The organism is Streptomyces sp. NPDC088706 (genome assembly GCF_044752765.1).
In the GTDB taxonomy this organism is placed as follows: Bacteria; Actinomycetota; Actinomycetes; order Streptomycetales; family Streptomycetaceae; genus Streptomyces.
This window is the reverse complement of the sequence record NZ_JBIVLW010000011.1, coordinates 56,772-70,668: the sequence shown is the minus strand read 5'-3', so window position 1 is coordinate 70,668 and position 13,897 is coordinate 56,772. Positions and strand designations below refer to the sequence as shown.

General features: G+C 70.1%; 14 protein-coding genes and 1 pseudogene. 6 read left to right on the top strand and 9 right to left on the bottom strand.

The window, feature by feature from the left end:
• The first annotated feature begins 126 nt into the window (after nucleotides 1-126).
• The 4 genes from ACIQAK_RS23130 to ACIQAK_RS23115 all read left to right on the top strand — a co-directional run bounded on the left by ACIQAK_RS23130 (nucleotide 127) and on the right by ACIQAK_RS23115 (nucleotide 4,598).
• On the top strand, nucleotides 127-1,014 hold the full coding sequence (locus ACIQAK_RS23130) for a LysR substrate-binding domain-containing protein (protein WP_366391341.1): 888 nt from the start codon (nucleotides 127-129) through the stop codon (nucleotides 1,012-1,014).
• A 228-nt stretch (nucleotides 1,015-1,242) separates the two neighbouring features.
• Nucleotides 1,243-3,042, top strand: a complete 1,800-nt coding sequence (locus tag ACIQAK_RS23125) for a long-chain fatty acid--CoA ligase (RefSeq protein ID WP_366391340.1) — start codon at nucleotides 1,243-1,245, stop codon at nucleotides 3,040-3,042.
• A gap of 119 nt (nucleotides 3,043-3,161) precedes the next feature.
• The gene (locus ACIQAK_RS23120; protein WP_366391339.1) at nucleotides 3,162-3,998 is read left to right on the top strand and encodes an aldo/keto reductase; all 837 of its coding nucleotides are present in this window, start codon (nucleotides 3,162-3,164) and stop codon (nucleotides 3,996-3,998) included.
• Between the two features lie 132 nt (nucleotides 3,999-4,130).
• Nucleotides 4,131-4,598 (top strand): RICIN domain-containing protein, encoded by a 468-nt coding sequence (locus ACIQAK_RS23115; RefSeq protein WP_366391338.1) that lies wholly within the window; start codon nucleotides 4,131-4,133, stop codon nucleotides 4,596-4,598.
• Nucleotides 4,599-4,617: 19 nt separating this feature from the next.
• Here ACIQAK_RS23115 and ACIQAK_RS23110 read toward each other — a convergent pair whose 3' ends face one another.
• On the bottom strand, nucleotides 4,618-5,541 hold the full coding sequence (locus ACIQAK_RS23110) for a class I SAM-dependent methyltransferase (protein WP_366391337.1): 924 nt from the start codon (nucleotides 5,539-5,541) through the stop codon (nucleotides 4,618-4,620).
• Between the two features lie 191 nt (nucleotides 5,542-5,732).
• Between ACIQAK_RS23110 and ACIQAK_RS23105 the strand changes: the two genes are divergently transcribed.
• The gene (locus ACIQAK_RS23105; RefSeq protein ID WP_366391336.1) at nucleotides 5,733-6,695 is read left to right on the top strand and encodes a LysR family transcriptional regulator; all 963 of its coding nucleotides are present in this window, start codon (nucleotides 5,733-5,735) and stop codon (nucleotides 6,693-6,695) included.
• 15 nt (nucleotides 6,696-6,710) lie between these two features.
• Here the strand turns inward: ACIQAK_RS23105 and ACIQAK_RS23100 are convergent, their stop codons facing one another.
• A complete protein-coding gene (locus tag ACIQAK_RS23100; protein ID WP_366391335.1) occupies nucleotides 6,711-7,016 on the bottom strand; it encodes a 4a-hydroxytetrahydrobiopterin dehydratase in 306 nt (101 codons plus the stop codon).
• Nucleotides 7,017-7,114: 98 nt separating this feature from the next.
• On the opposite strand from ACIQAK_RS23100, the pseudogene ACIQAK_RS23095 reads away from it, so the two are divergent.
• Nucleotides 7,115-7,953, top strand: a pseudogene (locus ACIQAK_RS23095) (helix-turn-helix domain-containing protein).
• Between the two features lie 357 nt (nucleotides 7,954-8,310).
• On the opposite strand, the gene ACIQAK_RS23090 reads toward ACIQAK_RS23095, so the two are convergent.
• From ACIQAK_RS23090 to ACIQAK_RS23060, 7 genes are all read right to left on the bottom strand, one after another.
• On the bottom strand, nucleotides 8,311-8,553 hold the full coding sequence (locus tag ACIQAK_RS23090; RefSeq protein WP_366391332.1) for a phosphopantetheine-binding protein: 243 nt from the start codon (nucleotides 8,551-8,553) through the stop codon (nucleotides 8,311-8,313).
• Nucleotides 8,554-8,608: 55 nt separating this feature from the next.
• Nucleotides 8,609-9,547 carry an AMP-binding protein gene (locus tag ACIQAK_RS23085; protein ID WP_366391452.1) on the bottom strand — a complete coding sequence of 313 codons (939 nt, stop codon included), beginning with the start codon at nucleotides 9,545-9,547 and terminating at the stop codon, nucleotides 8,609-8,611.
• Nucleotides 9,478-10,197 carry an AMP-binding protein gene (locus ACIQAK_RS23080; protein WP_366391331.1) on the bottom strand — a complete coding sequence of 240 codons (720 nt, stop codon included), beginning with the start codon at nucleotides 10,195-10,197 and terminating at the stop codon, nucleotides 9,478-9,480. Before ACIQAK_RS23080 ends, ACIQAK_RS23085 begins: the two co-directional genes overlap by 70 nt.
• Nucleotides 10,194-11,444: a daptide-type RiPP biosynthesis aminotransferase gene (gene mpaD / locus ACIQAK_RS23075; RefSeq protein WP_366391330.1), complete on the bottom strand. Its 1,251-nt coding sequence runs from the start codon at nucleotides 11,442-11,444 to the stop codon at nucleotides 10,194-10,196. Before mpaD ends, ACIQAK_RS23080 begins: the two co-directional genes overlap by 4 nt.
• 43 nt (nucleotides 11,445-11,487) lie before the next feature.
• Nucleotides 11,488-12,240, bottom strand: coding sequence for an SDR family oxidoreductase (locus tag ACIQAK_RS23070; RefSeq protein WP_366391329.1), 753 nt, complete (start codon nucleotides 12,238-12,240; stop codon nucleotides 11,488-11,490).
• A gap of 2 nt (nucleotides 12,241-12,242) precedes the next feature.
• Nucleotides 12,243-13,484, bottom strand: a complete 1,242-nt coding sequence (locus ACIQAK_RS23065) for a hypothetical protein (protein ID WP_366391328.1) — start codon at nucleotides 13,482-13,484, stop codon at nucleotides 12,243-12,245.
• Nucleotides 13,485-13,609: 125 nt separating this feature from the next.
• Nucleotides 13,610-13,777, bottom strand: a complete 168-nt coding sequence (locus ACIQAK_RS23060; RefSeq protein ID WP_366391327.1) for a hypothetical protein — start codon at nucleotides 13,775-13,777, stop codon at nucleotides 13,610-13,612.
• Nucleotides 13,778-13,897: the final 120 nt, after the last annotated feature.

Sequence of the window (13,897 nt, the reverse complement as noted above, 5' to 3'; positions counted from 1 at the left end):
GGCTCCACGGATCCTTCGGCTTCCTGGTACGCCCCACCATCCTGCCCCGCCCCGAGCGATCGGAAATCCCTCATACCGTGCTCACTGTCATCACGGAAGGCGATAAAGCCCCGTTAGCGTGGGGCCATGGACACCTCCTACGACCCCGCCCAGCTCCGTACCTTCCTCGCGGTCGCCCAGACCCTGAGCTTCACCCAGGCCGCCCGCCGGCTCGGCATCCGGCAGTCCACGGCCAGCCAGCACGTCCGGCGGCTGGAGGAGGCGGCCGGGCGGCAGCTGTTCGCGCGGGACACCCACCGGGTGGACCTGACCGAGGACGGCGAGGCGATGCTCGGCTTCGCCCGGACCATCCTGCGGGCACACGAGCGGGCCGCGGCGTTCTTCGCGGGCACCCGGCTGCGCGGCCGACTCCGCTTCGGGGCGTCCGAGGACTTCGTGCTCACGCGGCTGCCGGACATCCTGGAGTCGTTCCGCCGCGACCATCCGGAGGTCGAACTGGAACTCACGGTGGAGCTGTCCGGGACGCTGCACCGGCAGCTGGAGGCGGGCCGGCTGGACCTGGTGCTGGCCAAGCGGAGGACCGGCGACACGCACGGCGAGCTGGTGTGGCGGGACACGCTGGAATGGATCGGCGCCCCGCGGCTGCGGATCGATCCGGAACGCCCGGTGCCGCTCATCGTCTTCCCGCCGCCGGGGATCACCCGGGCCCGCGCGCTGGAGGTGCTGGAGGAGGACGGACGGGCCTGGCGGATCGCGTGTACGAGTACGAGCCTGAGTGCCCTGGTCGCGGCGGCGCGGGCGGGTCTGGGGGTGATGGTGCACTCACGGGGGCTGATCCCGCCGGGGCTCGCACCGGTTCCGGCCAGGGCAGGGCTGCCGGAGCCGGGGGGTGTCGACTTCGTCCTGCTGCACGGGGACCGCCGGGGCGGGGCGCAGCAGGCGGCGGGCGCGCTGGCGGGGGCGATCCTGGCGGGCGGGGACCGGCTGCACCGGGGGATCGGCGGCCGGGAGTGACGCCCGGGGTCGGATTGGGTGGAGATGTGGCCGCGAGCCGCTCACTCCTTCGTCAGAAGTGCGCCCGAGCCTTGCCCATCTGGCCGGATTTCGACGGTTGACCTCTGCGAATGCCACGTTTTACCCGGGGTTCGGCCCCTCCCGCCGGGCCCCCGGTTGGGGTAGCGTCGCGGCGCTGTGCGGAGCGCCACGAGGAGCAGGCCATTGCGTGCATTCACTGTCCCACCCATGGCCGCGCCGCCTCAGGTGGGCGGTCTGGCCGACGCGGTCTTCGACTACGCGGACGCCGATCCGCAGCGGGTCGCCTTCGGCCGCAAGGACGCGGGCGGGCAGTGGCGGGATGTGACCTCGGAGGCGTTCCGTGACGAGGTGCTGGCCCTGGCCAGGGGGCTGATCGCGCACGGCGTCCGGTTCGGCGACCGGGTCGCGCTGATGTCCCGTACGCGGTACGAGTGGACGCTCTTCGACTTCGCGCTCTGGTCGGTGGGAGCCCAGTCGGTGCCCGTCTACCCGACCTCCTCCGCCGAGCAGGTCCACTGGATGCTGCACGACGCCGAGGTGGTGGCGGTGATGGTCGAGCACGAGGACCACGCGATGACCGTGGGTTCGGTGATCGACCGGCTGCCGCACCTCAAGCGGCTCTGGCAGCTGGACGCGGGGGCGGTGGACGAGCTGGTCGGCGCGGGCGGGACGGTCGACGACGAGGTGGTGCACCGGCACCGGCGCGCGGTGACTCCCGAGTCCGTGGCGACGGTCATCTACACCTCGGGCACGACGGGCCGCCCCAAGGGGTGCGTGATCACGCACGCGAGCTTCATGTTCGAGAGCGACACGATGGTCGCCCGCTGGGAGCCCGTGTTCCACTCCAAGCCCGGCGACGAGGCGGCCACCCTGCTCTTCCTCCCGCTGGCGCACGTCTTCGGCCGGATGGTGGAGATCGCGGCGGTACGGGGGCGGGTCAAGCTGGGCCACCAGCCGGAGCTCTCGGCGAACGCGCTGATGCCGGACCTGATGACGTTTCGGCCCACCTTCATCCTGGCGGTGCCGTACATCTTCGAGAAGGTCTTCAACGGCGCCCGGCGCAAGGCCGAGGCGGAGGGCAGGGCCGGGCCGTTCGACAAGGCGGTGGACATCGCGGTGAAGTACGCCGAGGCACTGGAGCAGAAGGCGTTCGGCCTCGGTCCCGGGCCGTCCGCCGGGCTGCGGATGCAGCACCAGTTCTTCGACAAGGTCGTCTACAGGAAGGTCCGCGACGCGATGGGCGGCCGGGTGCGGCACGCGATGTCGGGCGGCTCGGGCATGAACCGCCGGCTCGGCCTGTTCTTCGCGGGCGCCGGGGTGAGTGTCTTCGAGGGGTACGGGCTGACCGAGTCCACGGCGGCGGCGACCGCCAATCCGCCCGAGCGCACCCGGTACGGCACGGTCGGGCAGCCCATCCCCGGGACGTCGGTGCACATCGCGGACGACGGCGAGGTGTGGGTGCACGGCCCGAACGTCTTCTCCGGCTATCTGAACAACCCCGCCGCGACCCGGGCCACCCTCCACGACGGTTGGCTGGCCACCGGGGACATCGGTTCGCTGGACGCGGACGGCTATCTGACGATCACCGGGCGGAAGAAGGAGATCCTGGTGACCTCCGGCGGCAAGAGCGTGTCGCCGGCCGGTCTGGAGGAGCGGGTACGGGCCCATCCGCTGGTCGCCCAGTGCATCGTCGTCGGCAACGACCGCCCCTACATCGCGGCCCTGGTCACCGTCGACCAGGAGTCCGTCGACCACTGGCTCACCATGCAGGGGCGCACCCCGCTCGAACCCGCCGACCTGGTGCGCGACCCGGACCTGGAGATGGAGGTCCGCCGGGCGGTGATCGCCGCCAACACCGCCGTGTCGCAGGCCGAGTCGATCCGTACGTTCCGGATCCTGGCCCACCCCTTCACCGAGGAGCACGGCCTGCTGACGCCTTCGCTGAAGCTGAAGCGCAAGGCGATCGAGACGGCGTACGCGGTCGAGGTCGACGCGCTCTACCACTGACCGGGGCCCGCTGCCACCGACCGGGCCCGCGCACTTCTGGATCATGGAGCGGGAATGCCCGGGCGCACCCGCTCGTTGTCGTCGGGAGTACCAACCGACGACGTAAGGATCGACCGCTCGTGAGCCAGGTTCCCTCCATCACCCTCAACAACGGCCTCGAAATGCCGCAGCTCGGTTTCGGTGTCTGGCAGGTGCCGGACGACGAGGCGGCGAAGGCGGTCGCCAAGGCCATCGAGTCCGGGTACCGGTCCATCGACACCGCCGCGATCTACGAGAACGAGGTGGGCACCGGCAAGGCCATCGCCGCCTCCGGTGTCGCCCGTGACGAGCTCTTCGTCACCACGAAGCTGTGGAACAGCGAGCAGGGGTACGACAGCACGCTGCGTGCCTTCGACGCCTCGCTGGACAAGCTCGGCCTGGACCACGTCGATCTGTATCTGATCCACTGGCCGGTCCCGGCCAAGGACGCGTACACCGACACGTACAAGGCGTTCGAGAAGATCTACGCGGACGGCCGTGCCAAGGCGATCGGCGTGTCGAACTTCTACCCCGAGCACCTGAAGCGGCTGCTGGGCGAGACCTCCGTGGTCCCCGTCCTCAACCAGATCGAGCTGCACCCCCAGTTCCAGCAGGCCGAGGCGCGCGCCTTCCACGCCGAGCACGGCATCGCCACCGAGGCCTGGTCGCCGCTGGGCCAGGGCAGGGGCCTCCTGGAGGTGCCGACGGTCGTGGCCGTCGCCCGGAAGCACGGCCGCACCCCGGCCCAGGCCGTCCTGCGCTGGCACCTGCAGACCGGCAACATCGTGATCCCGAAGTCCGTGACCCCGTCGCGGATCGAGGAGAATCTCGATGTGTTCGGTTTCGAGCTGGACGCCGACGACCTCGCCGCCTTCGCGGCGCTGGACGAGGGCAAGCGGCTCGGCCCGGACCCGGCGGAGTTCAACCTCGGCGCCTGAGTGCCGGGTTCGTCCGGCGCCCCCACCACGGCCGTGGTGGGGGCGCCGCCGTCGGTCCGCCGCCGGACCCCAGGTCAACCATGGGTGTCCCACGTGTGTGTCCCACTTCAACTCCCCGGGGGAAAGAGCAAGATGAGCAGCGATCCGGCGCCCGTCGTCGAGGCGGGCAGGTACCGTCTGCGCAATGTCGGCAGCGGCCTGGTGCTGGAGGTGTCCGGCGCGGCCAAGGGCAGCGGTGCCCGGGTGCAGCAGGGCAAGGACGACGGGACGGCGGCCCAGGAGTGGCAGCTGTCCCCGGTGCACGAGGGCGCGGCGCTCTACCACCTGGTCAACGCGCACAGCGGGAAGCGGTTGGACGTCGCCAACGCCGACACGGAGAACGGCGTCCGTATCCAGCAGTGGAAGGCCAACAACTTCGGAGCCCAGGAGTGGCTGATCGAGCAGCACCTGGAGGCGCCGGGGACGGTGACGCTGGTGAGCTTCATCAGCGGGCTCGTCATGGAGGTCGCCGACCGGTCGGCCGAGGAGGGCGGGACGGTCCAGCAGTGGGAGGACACCGACTCCCCCTTCCAGTGGTGGCGGTTGGAGCCGGTGTCCTGAGAGGGCCCCGAGAACGCTGTCAGTCCCGGCGGCCGAGGTGGACCGTGCGGGCGGCGAGCAGGTAGACGTCGGGCCGGTGGTGGACCCCCGCCCGGTCCTCCGGGTCCAGCAGCCTTTCCAGTACGGCACGGTCGTCGGCGTCGAGCAGTTCGCCGAAGACCTCGTACTCCCGGGTCAGCTTGGTGACCACATGGTCGCGGGCGGGCCCGGAGAGCGGAGCGGGCAGGTCGAGCAGGAAGGTGCGGGTGCCCTGCGGGGTCAGCCCGGCCCCCGCGATCAGGGCGCTCCAGTCCTCGATCTCCCGCTTGCTGTAGGGCAGTTCGGACCGCATCCGCTCGAAGCGCGCGGCGGAGGCCGCGTCCATCCGGGCCTCCAGGCCGGGCCGTCCGATGCCGATCTCCCGGGGCAGCCGCCGGGTGGGCAGCCCGCCCTCCAGGAGCGCCACGGTCCCGCCGGGGCGCAGGAGGCCGGCGAATCCGGCGAGGGCGACGCGCTGGTCGCCCATGTGGTGCAGGGAGTTGCCCGCCCAGATCAGGTCGGCCTCGCCCAGCCGGCCGGCGTCCTGCGGGAACGCGGCCTCCGCCGTCCGGACGCGGTCGCTCAAGCCGAGGCGCCGGGCGCGGTGCTCCGTCCGCTCCAGCAGGGCGGGCGTGGGGTCCACGGCGACGACTTCGGCCTCGGGGAACACCTCGGCCAGCAGACAGGTGACGACCCCGGGGCCGCTGCCGATGTCCAGCACCCGGCGCACCCGCGGCGCGGTGGGCAGGGCGGCGATCCAGCGGGCCGCCTCCTCGTACGGGCCACTGTTGAGTTCGGCCTCCTGCTCCAGCATCGGGCCCATCACGTCCCAGTCGAACTCCGTGCCCGCACCTGCGGCCGGGGATCCATGGGCGTGGGTGTGGGTGTGCGCTTCGTGGTGGCCGTGTCCGGCGTGGCTGCTCATGGCGCCACCCTCCCCAGAGGCCGGCGTCGGGGCAAGTTACGTTGCCGTTCCGGCAAGTCGGCGTCTCGGCGGTTCCGGTGCCGGGCGGCACCGGCAAGAGCGGGCGCCGGAGGTGCACCCCGGAGACATTGCCTGCACCGAAGCGTGACCGACATATTGCCGGGGCGGGCGTGGGGCCATAACTTGCCTTTATGGAGCTGGAATTGCGCCATCTGAGAACCGTCCGTGCTATCGCCGACACCGGCAGCCTCACCAAGGCCGCCGCCACGCTGGGCCTCGCCCAGCCCGCTCTCAGCGCCCAGTTGCGGCGGATCGAGAAGGCCCTGGGCGGCACGCTCTTCGACCGTGACCACACGGGTGCCCGCGCGACGCCGCTCGGCGAGCTGGTGCTGGAGCGGGCCCGGGTGGTGCTGCCTGCGGTGAGTGAACTCCAGGCGGAGGCGGTGCGGTTCGCCAACGCCACGGGGCCCCTGGAGCGGTTCCGGCTCGGCGGCACGCACGGTCCGCTGCTGGGCGGTCTGGTCGACCGGATCGCCACGGCGCACCCGGCGGCGCCGGTCTCCACGTACACCTCGTGGTCGGTGGACGAGATCGCCGCCCTGACGATCGACGGGCGCCTCGACTTCGCGCTGATCGGCACCTGCGGTGAGAGTCCGCCGCCGCTGGCCGAGCGGCTGGTCTGGGAGGTGGTGGGGGTGGACCCGGTCTTCGTGATGCTGCCGGAGGACCACCCGCTGGCCGACGAGGAGGAGCTGGACCTCGGCGCGCTGGCGGACCAGTGCTGGGCCGACGTACCGGGGGACGGCTGTTTCGCCGACTGCTTCGCCACGGCCTGCGCGCGGGCCGGTTTCACCCCGGTGTCGGTGTACGAGACGGACACCTCCTCCGTCGTCCATCTGGTGCAGGTCGGGCGGGCGATCGGGCTCTGCCGGGCCACCTTCCCGCCGGTCCCCGGCCTGGTGACCCGGCCGCTCGCCGGGGCGCCGCTCAGCTGGCGGCACCTGCTGGGCTGGCACCCGCACTCCCCCGCCGCGGACGCCGCGGCGGGGACGGTCGCGGGGCAGACCCGGGCGGCGTACGCGGAGGCCGTGTCGCGCAGCCCCGTCTACGCCAGGTGGCTCGCCACGAATCCGCGGTTCGGGCTGGTGAGCTGAGCTCCGGCCTACCCGCTACTTCGCGCCGTGGGCCGGAGCGGCGGCCGCGACCCGGGTGGCCAGTTCCAGATCCTTCTCCGTGACCGCGCCCCCCGCGTCGTGCGTGTGGACGGACAGGGCCACGGTGTTGTAGCCGAGCGTCAGGTCGGAGTGGTGGTCGAGCTCGTCCTGGATCCGCGCGATGTGCACGGTCAGCGCGGTGGCGGCGAAGTGCGACGGCAGCCGGAAGGTCCGGGTGATCCGGTCCCCCTCCAGCGCCCAGCCGGGCAGCGCCTCCAGCCGGTGTTCGGTCTCGGTCTTCGACAGCGGTTCGGCGGACATGGAACGGCTCCCGTGGGTCTCGGATGCGGCGTGCGACCGGTCGGTTCGGCACCGGGGGCGTCGGTGCCCCGGCCCGTCGGTGACGTTACGGTCTTCCCATGACGACTGTCTCCCCCGACACGGGGGTGGGACCGCTGCTGCGCGGCTGGCGGGAGCGGCGGCGGATCAGCCAGCTGGATCTGGCGCTGCGCGCGGACTCCTCGGCCCGCCACATCTCCTTCATCGAGACGGGCCGCTCGCGCCCCAGCGAGGACATGGTCCTGCGCCTGGCCGAGCAGCTGGCCATCCCCGTCCGGGAACGCAACGCCCTGCTGGTGGTGGCCGGTTACGCGCCCCGGTACGCGCAGACGCCGCTCGACGCCCCCGCGATGGCGCCGGTGCGCGAAGGGCTGGAGCGGCTGCTCGATGGGTACGAGCCGTATCCCGCGCTCGTCGTGGACGGCACGTACGACGTGGTGGCGGCCAACCGGGGCATCGCCCTGCTCATGGAGTGGGTCTCCGATGAGCTGCTCACCCCGCCGCTGAACGCCATGCGGATCACCCTGCACCCGGCGGGGCTCGCGCCGCGCATCCTGAACCTGGCGGAGTGGCGGGCGGACCTGCTGGCGCAGATGGAGCGTCAGCTCGCCCTCGTACGGTCGCCGCAGCTGCGCGCGCTGTACGAGGAGGTGGCCGGCTACCCCGTGCCGGGCAGGGGCGCCGGTGACGGGGCAGGGGCGCCGGTGACGGGGCCGGGACCGTGGCCGGGGCCGGGGGGCGTACGCCGTCGTTCGCACTGCCCCTGGTGATCGAGCACGGGGGCCAGGTGCTGTCGTTCATCGCCTCGATCGCCACCTTCAACACCCCCATGGACGTGACCGTCGCGGAGCTGGCCATCGAGACGTTCCTCCCCGCCGACCGGGAGACCGCCGCCCATCTGCGCGCACGCCTGCCGTAGCCGCTCCAGCCGCCCCCGCACCCGTCGACCCGAGGACAGCGAGGTATGACCAAGCCATCACTATGCAATACCGGGTGAGGGAACGCCACTTCCTCACCGATTCCAAGGCGCTCCCGATCTGCCTCTGACCCCGACGACCACTGCGGCCTCTGCGGCCTCTGCGGTGTGGGCTGGGGAGCCGCCGGACATCCATCGCAGGCGGCATGGTGGCCGGCACGGACTCGATCGACCATCTGGACGTGCTGCGGCACGGTAGTGGTTCGCTTCACGTCCCCCGCGCTCAGGACGGAGCAGTCGGGCTATGCGCACAGGCTATGGATCCCTCGCGTACAGCTGTCGGATCCGGTACCGATCCACTCAGCGGCCCTCGGCTCTCACCTGCGCGTCCACGGCATGCCCAAAGGATTCGAGCGTGGGGCATTCCTTGAACAGGTGCAAGGGCAGCCTCGCTCCTGTCTCTTTGCCGAGCCGGGCCAGGACCTGGCTCCCGAGGAGTGAATGGCCGCCCAATTCGAAGAAGTCATCGGTGGGTTCGATTGTCTCCACTCCCAGGACCTCGCGCCAGATCCTGGAGACCAGGACAACGGTTTCCGATTCCATGCCCGCCCTCCCTTCTCGCCGTATGTCGATGCGTACATGCGGTGTCCTAGGTGCGTCACGCAGGCTCCGGCTGTACGAGCTCTTCGAGCCGTTTGCGGTCGAGCTTGCCGTTCAACGTCAGGGGCAGTGCCGGGATGTCGACGAATCGAGACGGCATCATGTACGGCGGCAGCAGCTCCGCGAGGTAGGCGCGCAGTGCTGGGGCGTCGGCCGCGACGGAGTCGGACGACGGCACGCAGCACGCCACGAGGAAGGGGTCGCCCTGCGCTCTCCTCGTCATGACGACCGCAGCCTCGCGGATATCGTCGTGGGCGTTGAGCAGCGCTTCCACCTCTCCGAGCTCGACGCGCAGGCCGCGCAGCTTCACCTGTGTGTCGGTGCGCCCCTCGAACCACAGCCTGTCCTGCTCGATGCGGGCCAGGTCCCCGGTCCGGTACCAACGCTCCTTCGGGTCGCCATCGAGGGTGACGAAACTGCGGGCCGTCCGGTCGGACAACCCCAGGTAGCCCCAGGCGACACCCGCCCCGCCCAGATAGATCTCACCGGTCCACCCGGGAGCGGCCGGTCTTCCTCCTTCGAGGACGGCGACCGTCACGTGCGGCAGAGCCCTGCCGATCGGCGTGCCGGACCGGGCACGGTCGAGGTCGTCCTCCGTCAGTTCTTGCCACGTGGCGTAGACGGTTGCCTCGGTCGGGCCGTACAGGTTGTAGACCTTCGCGGCGGACGCGATGCCGGACTTCAGCCAGCGCAGCACGGTATGCGGTTCGACGGGTTCTCCGCACAGCAGTACCTGCCGAAGAAACGGCAGCACGGTTCCTTCCTCTTCCAGGGCGTTCACCAGGTACCGGAACACGGTCGGCACTTGGCTCAGTACGCTCACCCGGCGGTCGGCCAGCAGCCGTTGGAAGGCTGCCGGCGCACTTGTCACATCTTCGGGAACGACCACGAACCGTCCGCCGGTGACCAGGGGAAGCCAGATCTCCGCCACGCTGATATCGAAGCACGGTGAGGTGAACTGGGCCCAGATGTCATCGCTCCGAACCGGAAGGTGCGGATGGCACCGTCCAGAAAGGCCAGGACGTTCGCATGTCGCAGAACAACCCCCTTGGGACGGCCTGTCGACCCGGAGGTGTAGAGCACGTACGCGGTGTGCGGCGGGAGCGACGCGCACTCGGGCCGAGGGTCCAGAACACGCATGGCGAAGCCGGCTTCGGCCTCCCCGTCTTCCACCAGCAGGCCCATGCCCGAGTCCGCGACGATGTGGTCCTGGCGGGCGCGGGGGTAGGAGAGGTCGACGGGGACGTATGCCGACCCGTGCCTCCAAACGCCCAGCAGTGCGGCGTACAGGCGCCACCCCCGGCGCATCCGGACGCCGATGGCACCGCCCGGCGCGACACCCCGCGCCGAGATCATGCGGGCGACGCGATCCGCTTCCCGGTCGAGTTCCGCGTACGTGACCCGCCGGTCCCCGTCCTGGAGCGCGATCGACTCGGGCGCCGCGGCGCACACCGCCGACACCCAGGCGTCGACGCGGCGGAACTCGGCGCCGTTGGTGGGAGGAATGCGCCCGCCGGCGAGATCGACTGCTGTCGCGCCTGTCTCCTCGTCTCGCCGGACCGCTTGCGGCGTTCCGCCGCCGCTCATAGGAAATGCCGTTTGATACCAGCGCGAATGGAGTTGAACAGCGAGGACGTGTCCTCCGGCGAGTACACCAGCGCGGGCAGGATCTGGACGCAGCTCGGCCCAGGATGCACCAGAGCGCCCTCTTTGCGAATCGCTGCGACCAGTGCGGTGACCTCGGCGTCGGAGAGCGGCGCACCGTGGTGACGGAGCACGATGGCGCGCAGGCAGCCCCGTCCGGAAGTGGACGAGACCTGGTCGACCTCGTCGACCAGGGCGTCGAGCTCGGCGTCGAGCCGTTCGGAGAGGGCGGTGCTGAGGGACGCGCCGTCGAGGCGGCGTATCTCGTCGAGCGTCGCCAGCACCGCTGCGGCAGCGGCCGGTGTGCCCGCCTGGGTCTCACCGTGGCCCAAGACCGCGCCGGCGTGGACGAACGCATGAGCGACATCGTGGGACACGATCACCGCGGACGCGGCCGTCGTGCCGTTGGTCAGGCCCTTGGAGGTGACAAGAATGTCGGGGGGCTCCGGCCATGCCTGGCTTGCGAAGAAGGGGCCCACCCGCCAGAACCCGGTGGTCACCTCGTCGGCCACCAGCAGGAATCCGTGCTCTCGGCGCAGGCGCAGCAAATCCGCCAGGTACGCGTCGGACAGTTCCAGGGCCGGCGTGCCCAGAACGGGTTCCACCACGACTGCCGCGATTCGGCCGCGATGCTTGTCGAGCAGGCGTTCCAGCTCCTCGGACTCGTTGGGGCGGACGTGGGTGACCAGCCGCCGGTCGATCCCGTATACACGGTGGCCGAGGTCCACGCCGGTCAGGGCGGCAGCGCCATAGGTCAGACCGTGCCAGCCTCCGTCCAGCCCGACAATTCCCTTGCGGGCGTGCTCGTCGCGCAGCGCGAAGTAGTGCCGTACGACTTTCATGACGAGGTCGTTGGCGGCGCCGCCTGAAGTCGAGAAGAGCACCCGGCCGAAGTGCTCGGTCCCCGCCACCTCGCGCAGCGCCTCGGCGGCCCGGCGGGCGTACACGTTCTCGTACCGGTACACGCTGAGATAGGACGCGTCGCGCAACGCCTCGTACACCGCATGCGCGATGGCTTCGTTGCCGTAACCGAGGACGCAGTTCCATAGGCCACTGGCGCCGCACAGGACCTCCTGGCCGTCGCTGAACGTGAGCCGCACTCCGCGGGCGGAAACTGTGCAGTAGTCGTCATCGCCCTGCCACTCGACGGGCAGCATGAGCGGCCACAAGGCGTTGGGCTGGTGTGTCATCGCACCTCCTGGACCAGGGCGGTTCGCCCGACGGACGGTTCGGTCAGATGAGAGAGCCCGCTGAACCCCCGTCGAGGCGGCACACCATGCCGTTGCCGGCCGGCCCGAGTCCGGCGAGGTACTCGACGCTCCGATAGCAGGCGTCGAAGTCGATGAGGTCGTCGATGACGTAGAACGGGTTCGCCTTACGGAGAAACGCGCGCTTCACGTCTTCGACGGGGACACCGTGCCGCTCCGCGACGCGCTGGAAGTCCGCGAGCTTCCGCGGGTCGGGCAGAGGCCCCAGGAGCAGGGTCGCCACGCTCACCGGGGCGGATCGGAATGTGTCGGCCAGAGACGTCGTCAGGACGCGGAGCGCCGCCTTGGTCGCGGCATAGACGGCCGACTGCTTGGTGGCGTGATAGATCGAATCGGAGTTGACAACGACGCAGGAGCAGAAGCGGTCCGCCGGCTGTGCGGCGAGAAGCTCGTGCAGGAGCCGGTAGGGGACGAGCGCGTTCACCCGGAACATGGCCTCCAACTCGTCCAGTTCCGGGGGCTTGCCCTCGGTGCCGCCGTACGTCACCGCGTTGTGAACGACGAGGTCGTACCCCTCACCGCCCGCTCCTTCGAGGAACCGGCGGGCCTCCTGCGGGGACGACAGATCGAGCCGCACATACTCGAACGCCTCGGAGCCGGGAACGTCCGACGCCGGGCGGCGTCCGGTGCCGACCACATGCCATCCGTTCGAAGCCAGCCGGGCCACGAGGTGGGAACCCAGGCTCTGGCTTGCTCCGATGACCAGAGCGCGTTTCATGGTCACTCCTTCGTCATCTCGGCCGTGCGGAATCGGAAGTGGTACAGCATCCCGGAGTAGGAGCCGCAGTACATGCTGCCGTCCGGCCCCACCACGGGCGTGACGTCCATCGCGGGGTCGTGGTCGGCCAGTCCGAGCACTTGGCTGGTCTCCCACAGGAAGCGGCCGTCCTGCGGGCGCAGTCCGACGGTGTTGCCCCGGGGAACGACTGCCGTGACGTTGCCGTCGGGGAGCACGGTGAACGACGTGTACTCGCGCGGCCCGTATCCCTGGGCGCTCCAGACGACGGACCACACGCCAGGACTGGATTCTGGGAGCCGTTGCATCGACAGACCGAAAACCCGCACAGCCACATCTTCGATGAAGTCCAGGCAGGCACGGAGATCGAACAAAGGAACCTTCACATCACCCTGAAGGGTCCGGATGTAGCGCCCGAAGTGATCGATGGGCGCGTCGACGTCCCCCAGCACCTCGCGAATGTCCGTCTCCAGCGACCCGCGGTCCTCCATCGCGCCGGACACGTAGGCGTCGACGATGTGGCGGGCCGCTTCCTCGGGGACGGCACATCGCCGCATGGTGTGCGCGAGGACGCTCCGTGCGCCCTGCCCCTGACTCGTCGCGCGCCGGATCTCGGTCATGGCGTCGACCGTGTCGATCAGGGGGCCGAGCCGCTTGTCGCGCAGCGCCGTCATCGCGCCGACGAGCTTCACGCGTCGTGCGGCGTCCGGCGTGGCGCTGATGAGCGTGTAGCCGATGGTATCCGCCGTCCCTCCCTCGGTGTCGACTCCGAGGCGTGCGAGGAAGGCCAGTTGGTCCTGTCGGCCGGCTTGGACGATGTCCTTGGCCTGGTCCTGCAGACGCGCCAGCTCCGCCGCACTTCCGGGGCCCGCCGCAAGCTTGTCGTCCAGGTGCCCGACATAGGCGCGTCGGCACTCCTCGATGTCCGGGTTCTCGCAGTGGAGATTCGTGCAGAGAGTCAGCAGTGTCCTGTCGAGTTCCTGGTCCTTGAAAAACGCGTCCCGATAGGGGAGCAGCCATTGGTAGTCGACGTGCTGCTCGTTGGATTCGAGGTAGAGGAACACGTAAGCGACGTTGTCGTAGATCGCGGCCAGTTCGACGAAGGACTCCTCTGTCAGCCGGCCTTCGGCAAGAATGGCATCAAGGCGATCCTTCGCCCCGCTGAGGATCTTCTGTGTGGCAACGAGGCTGGGTCCGTCCAGGCTCGTGATGGCCTCTGGTTGCACGCGCACGCCCCTCTGACATGTGGCCCGACAACAGCCCCCGGAAAGTCCGACGATTGCCCCAACGCGTGCTGGCACAGGCAGTTGCCCGCACTGGCCAGCACGCGCTGTCACGCGTATCGGGGCACTTAGACCGTCGACTGCTCGGTCGCGTTCAGGATCGCGTCCAGTTCGGCGTCGATCTCAGTGTCGAACAGTGCGCCCATCCCGGTGGAGTTGGCGTCGGCCTCGAAGAACAGCTCGGCCGCGACGGACGGGAAGAACGCAGGCCTCTTGTTGAGAGAGTACGATTCCATATTGGACTCCAATCTCTACGTGACGACATTCTGTAGGGTTCACCGAAGAGGGTTACCCCAGCATGCCCGCCATCCTGGTTGCGCTTATCGCCCGGAGGGGCAACTCAAAACAGGCCAGGG

What these genes read in the sequence shown, in the direction of transcription:
- ACIQAK_RS23130 (WP_366391341.1), top strand. Translation starts at nt 127, where the DNA reads ATGGACACCTCCTACGACCCCGCCCAGCTCCGTACCTTCCTCGCGGTC.
- ACIQAK_RS23125 (WP_366391340.1), top strand. Translation starts at nt 1,243, where the DNA reads ATGGCCGCGCCGCCTCAGGTGGGCGGTCTGGCCGACGCGGTCTTCGAC.
- ACIQAK_RS23115 (WP_366391338.1), top strand. Translation starts at nt 4,131, where the DNA reads ATGAGCAGCGATCCGGCGCCCGTCGTCGAGGCGGGCAGGTACCGTCTG.
- ACIQAK_RS23110 (WP_366391337.1), bottom strand. Translation starts at nt 5,541, where the DNA reads ATGAGCAGCCACGCCGGACACGGCCACCACGAAGCGCACACCCACACC.
- ACIQAK_RS23105 (WP_366391336.1), top strand. Translation starts at nt 5,733, where the DNA reads ATGGAGCTGGAATTGCGCCATCTGAGAACCGTCCGTGCTATCGCCGAC.
- ACIQAK_RS23100 (WP_366391335.1), bottom strand. Translation starts at nt 7,016, where the DNA reads ATGTCCGCCGAACCGCTGTCGAAGACCGAGACCGAACACCGGCTGGAG.
- ACIQAK_RS23090 (WP_366391332.1), bottom strand. Translation starts at nt 8,553, where the DNA reads ATGGAATCGGAAACCGTTGTCCTGGTCTCCAGGATCTGGCGCGAGGTC.
- ACIQAK_RS23080 (WP_366391331.1), bottom strand. Translation starts at nt 10,197, where the DNA reads ATGAGCGGCGGCGGAACGCCGCAAGCGGTCCGGCGAGACGAGGAGACA.
- mpaD (WP_366391330.1), bottom strand. Translation starts at nt 11,444, where the DNA reads ATGACACACCAGCCCAACGCCTTGTGGCCGCTCATGCTGCCCGTCGAG.
- ACIQAK_RS23070 (WP_366391329.1), bottom strand. Translation starts at nt 12,240, where the DNA reads ATGAAACGCGCTCTGGTCATCGGAGCAAGCCAGAGCCTGGGTTCCCAC.
- ACIQAK_RS23060 (WP_366391327.1), bottom strand. Translation starts at nt 13,777, where the DNA reads ATGGAATCGTACTCTCTCAACAAGAGGCCTGCGTTCTTCCCGTCCGTC.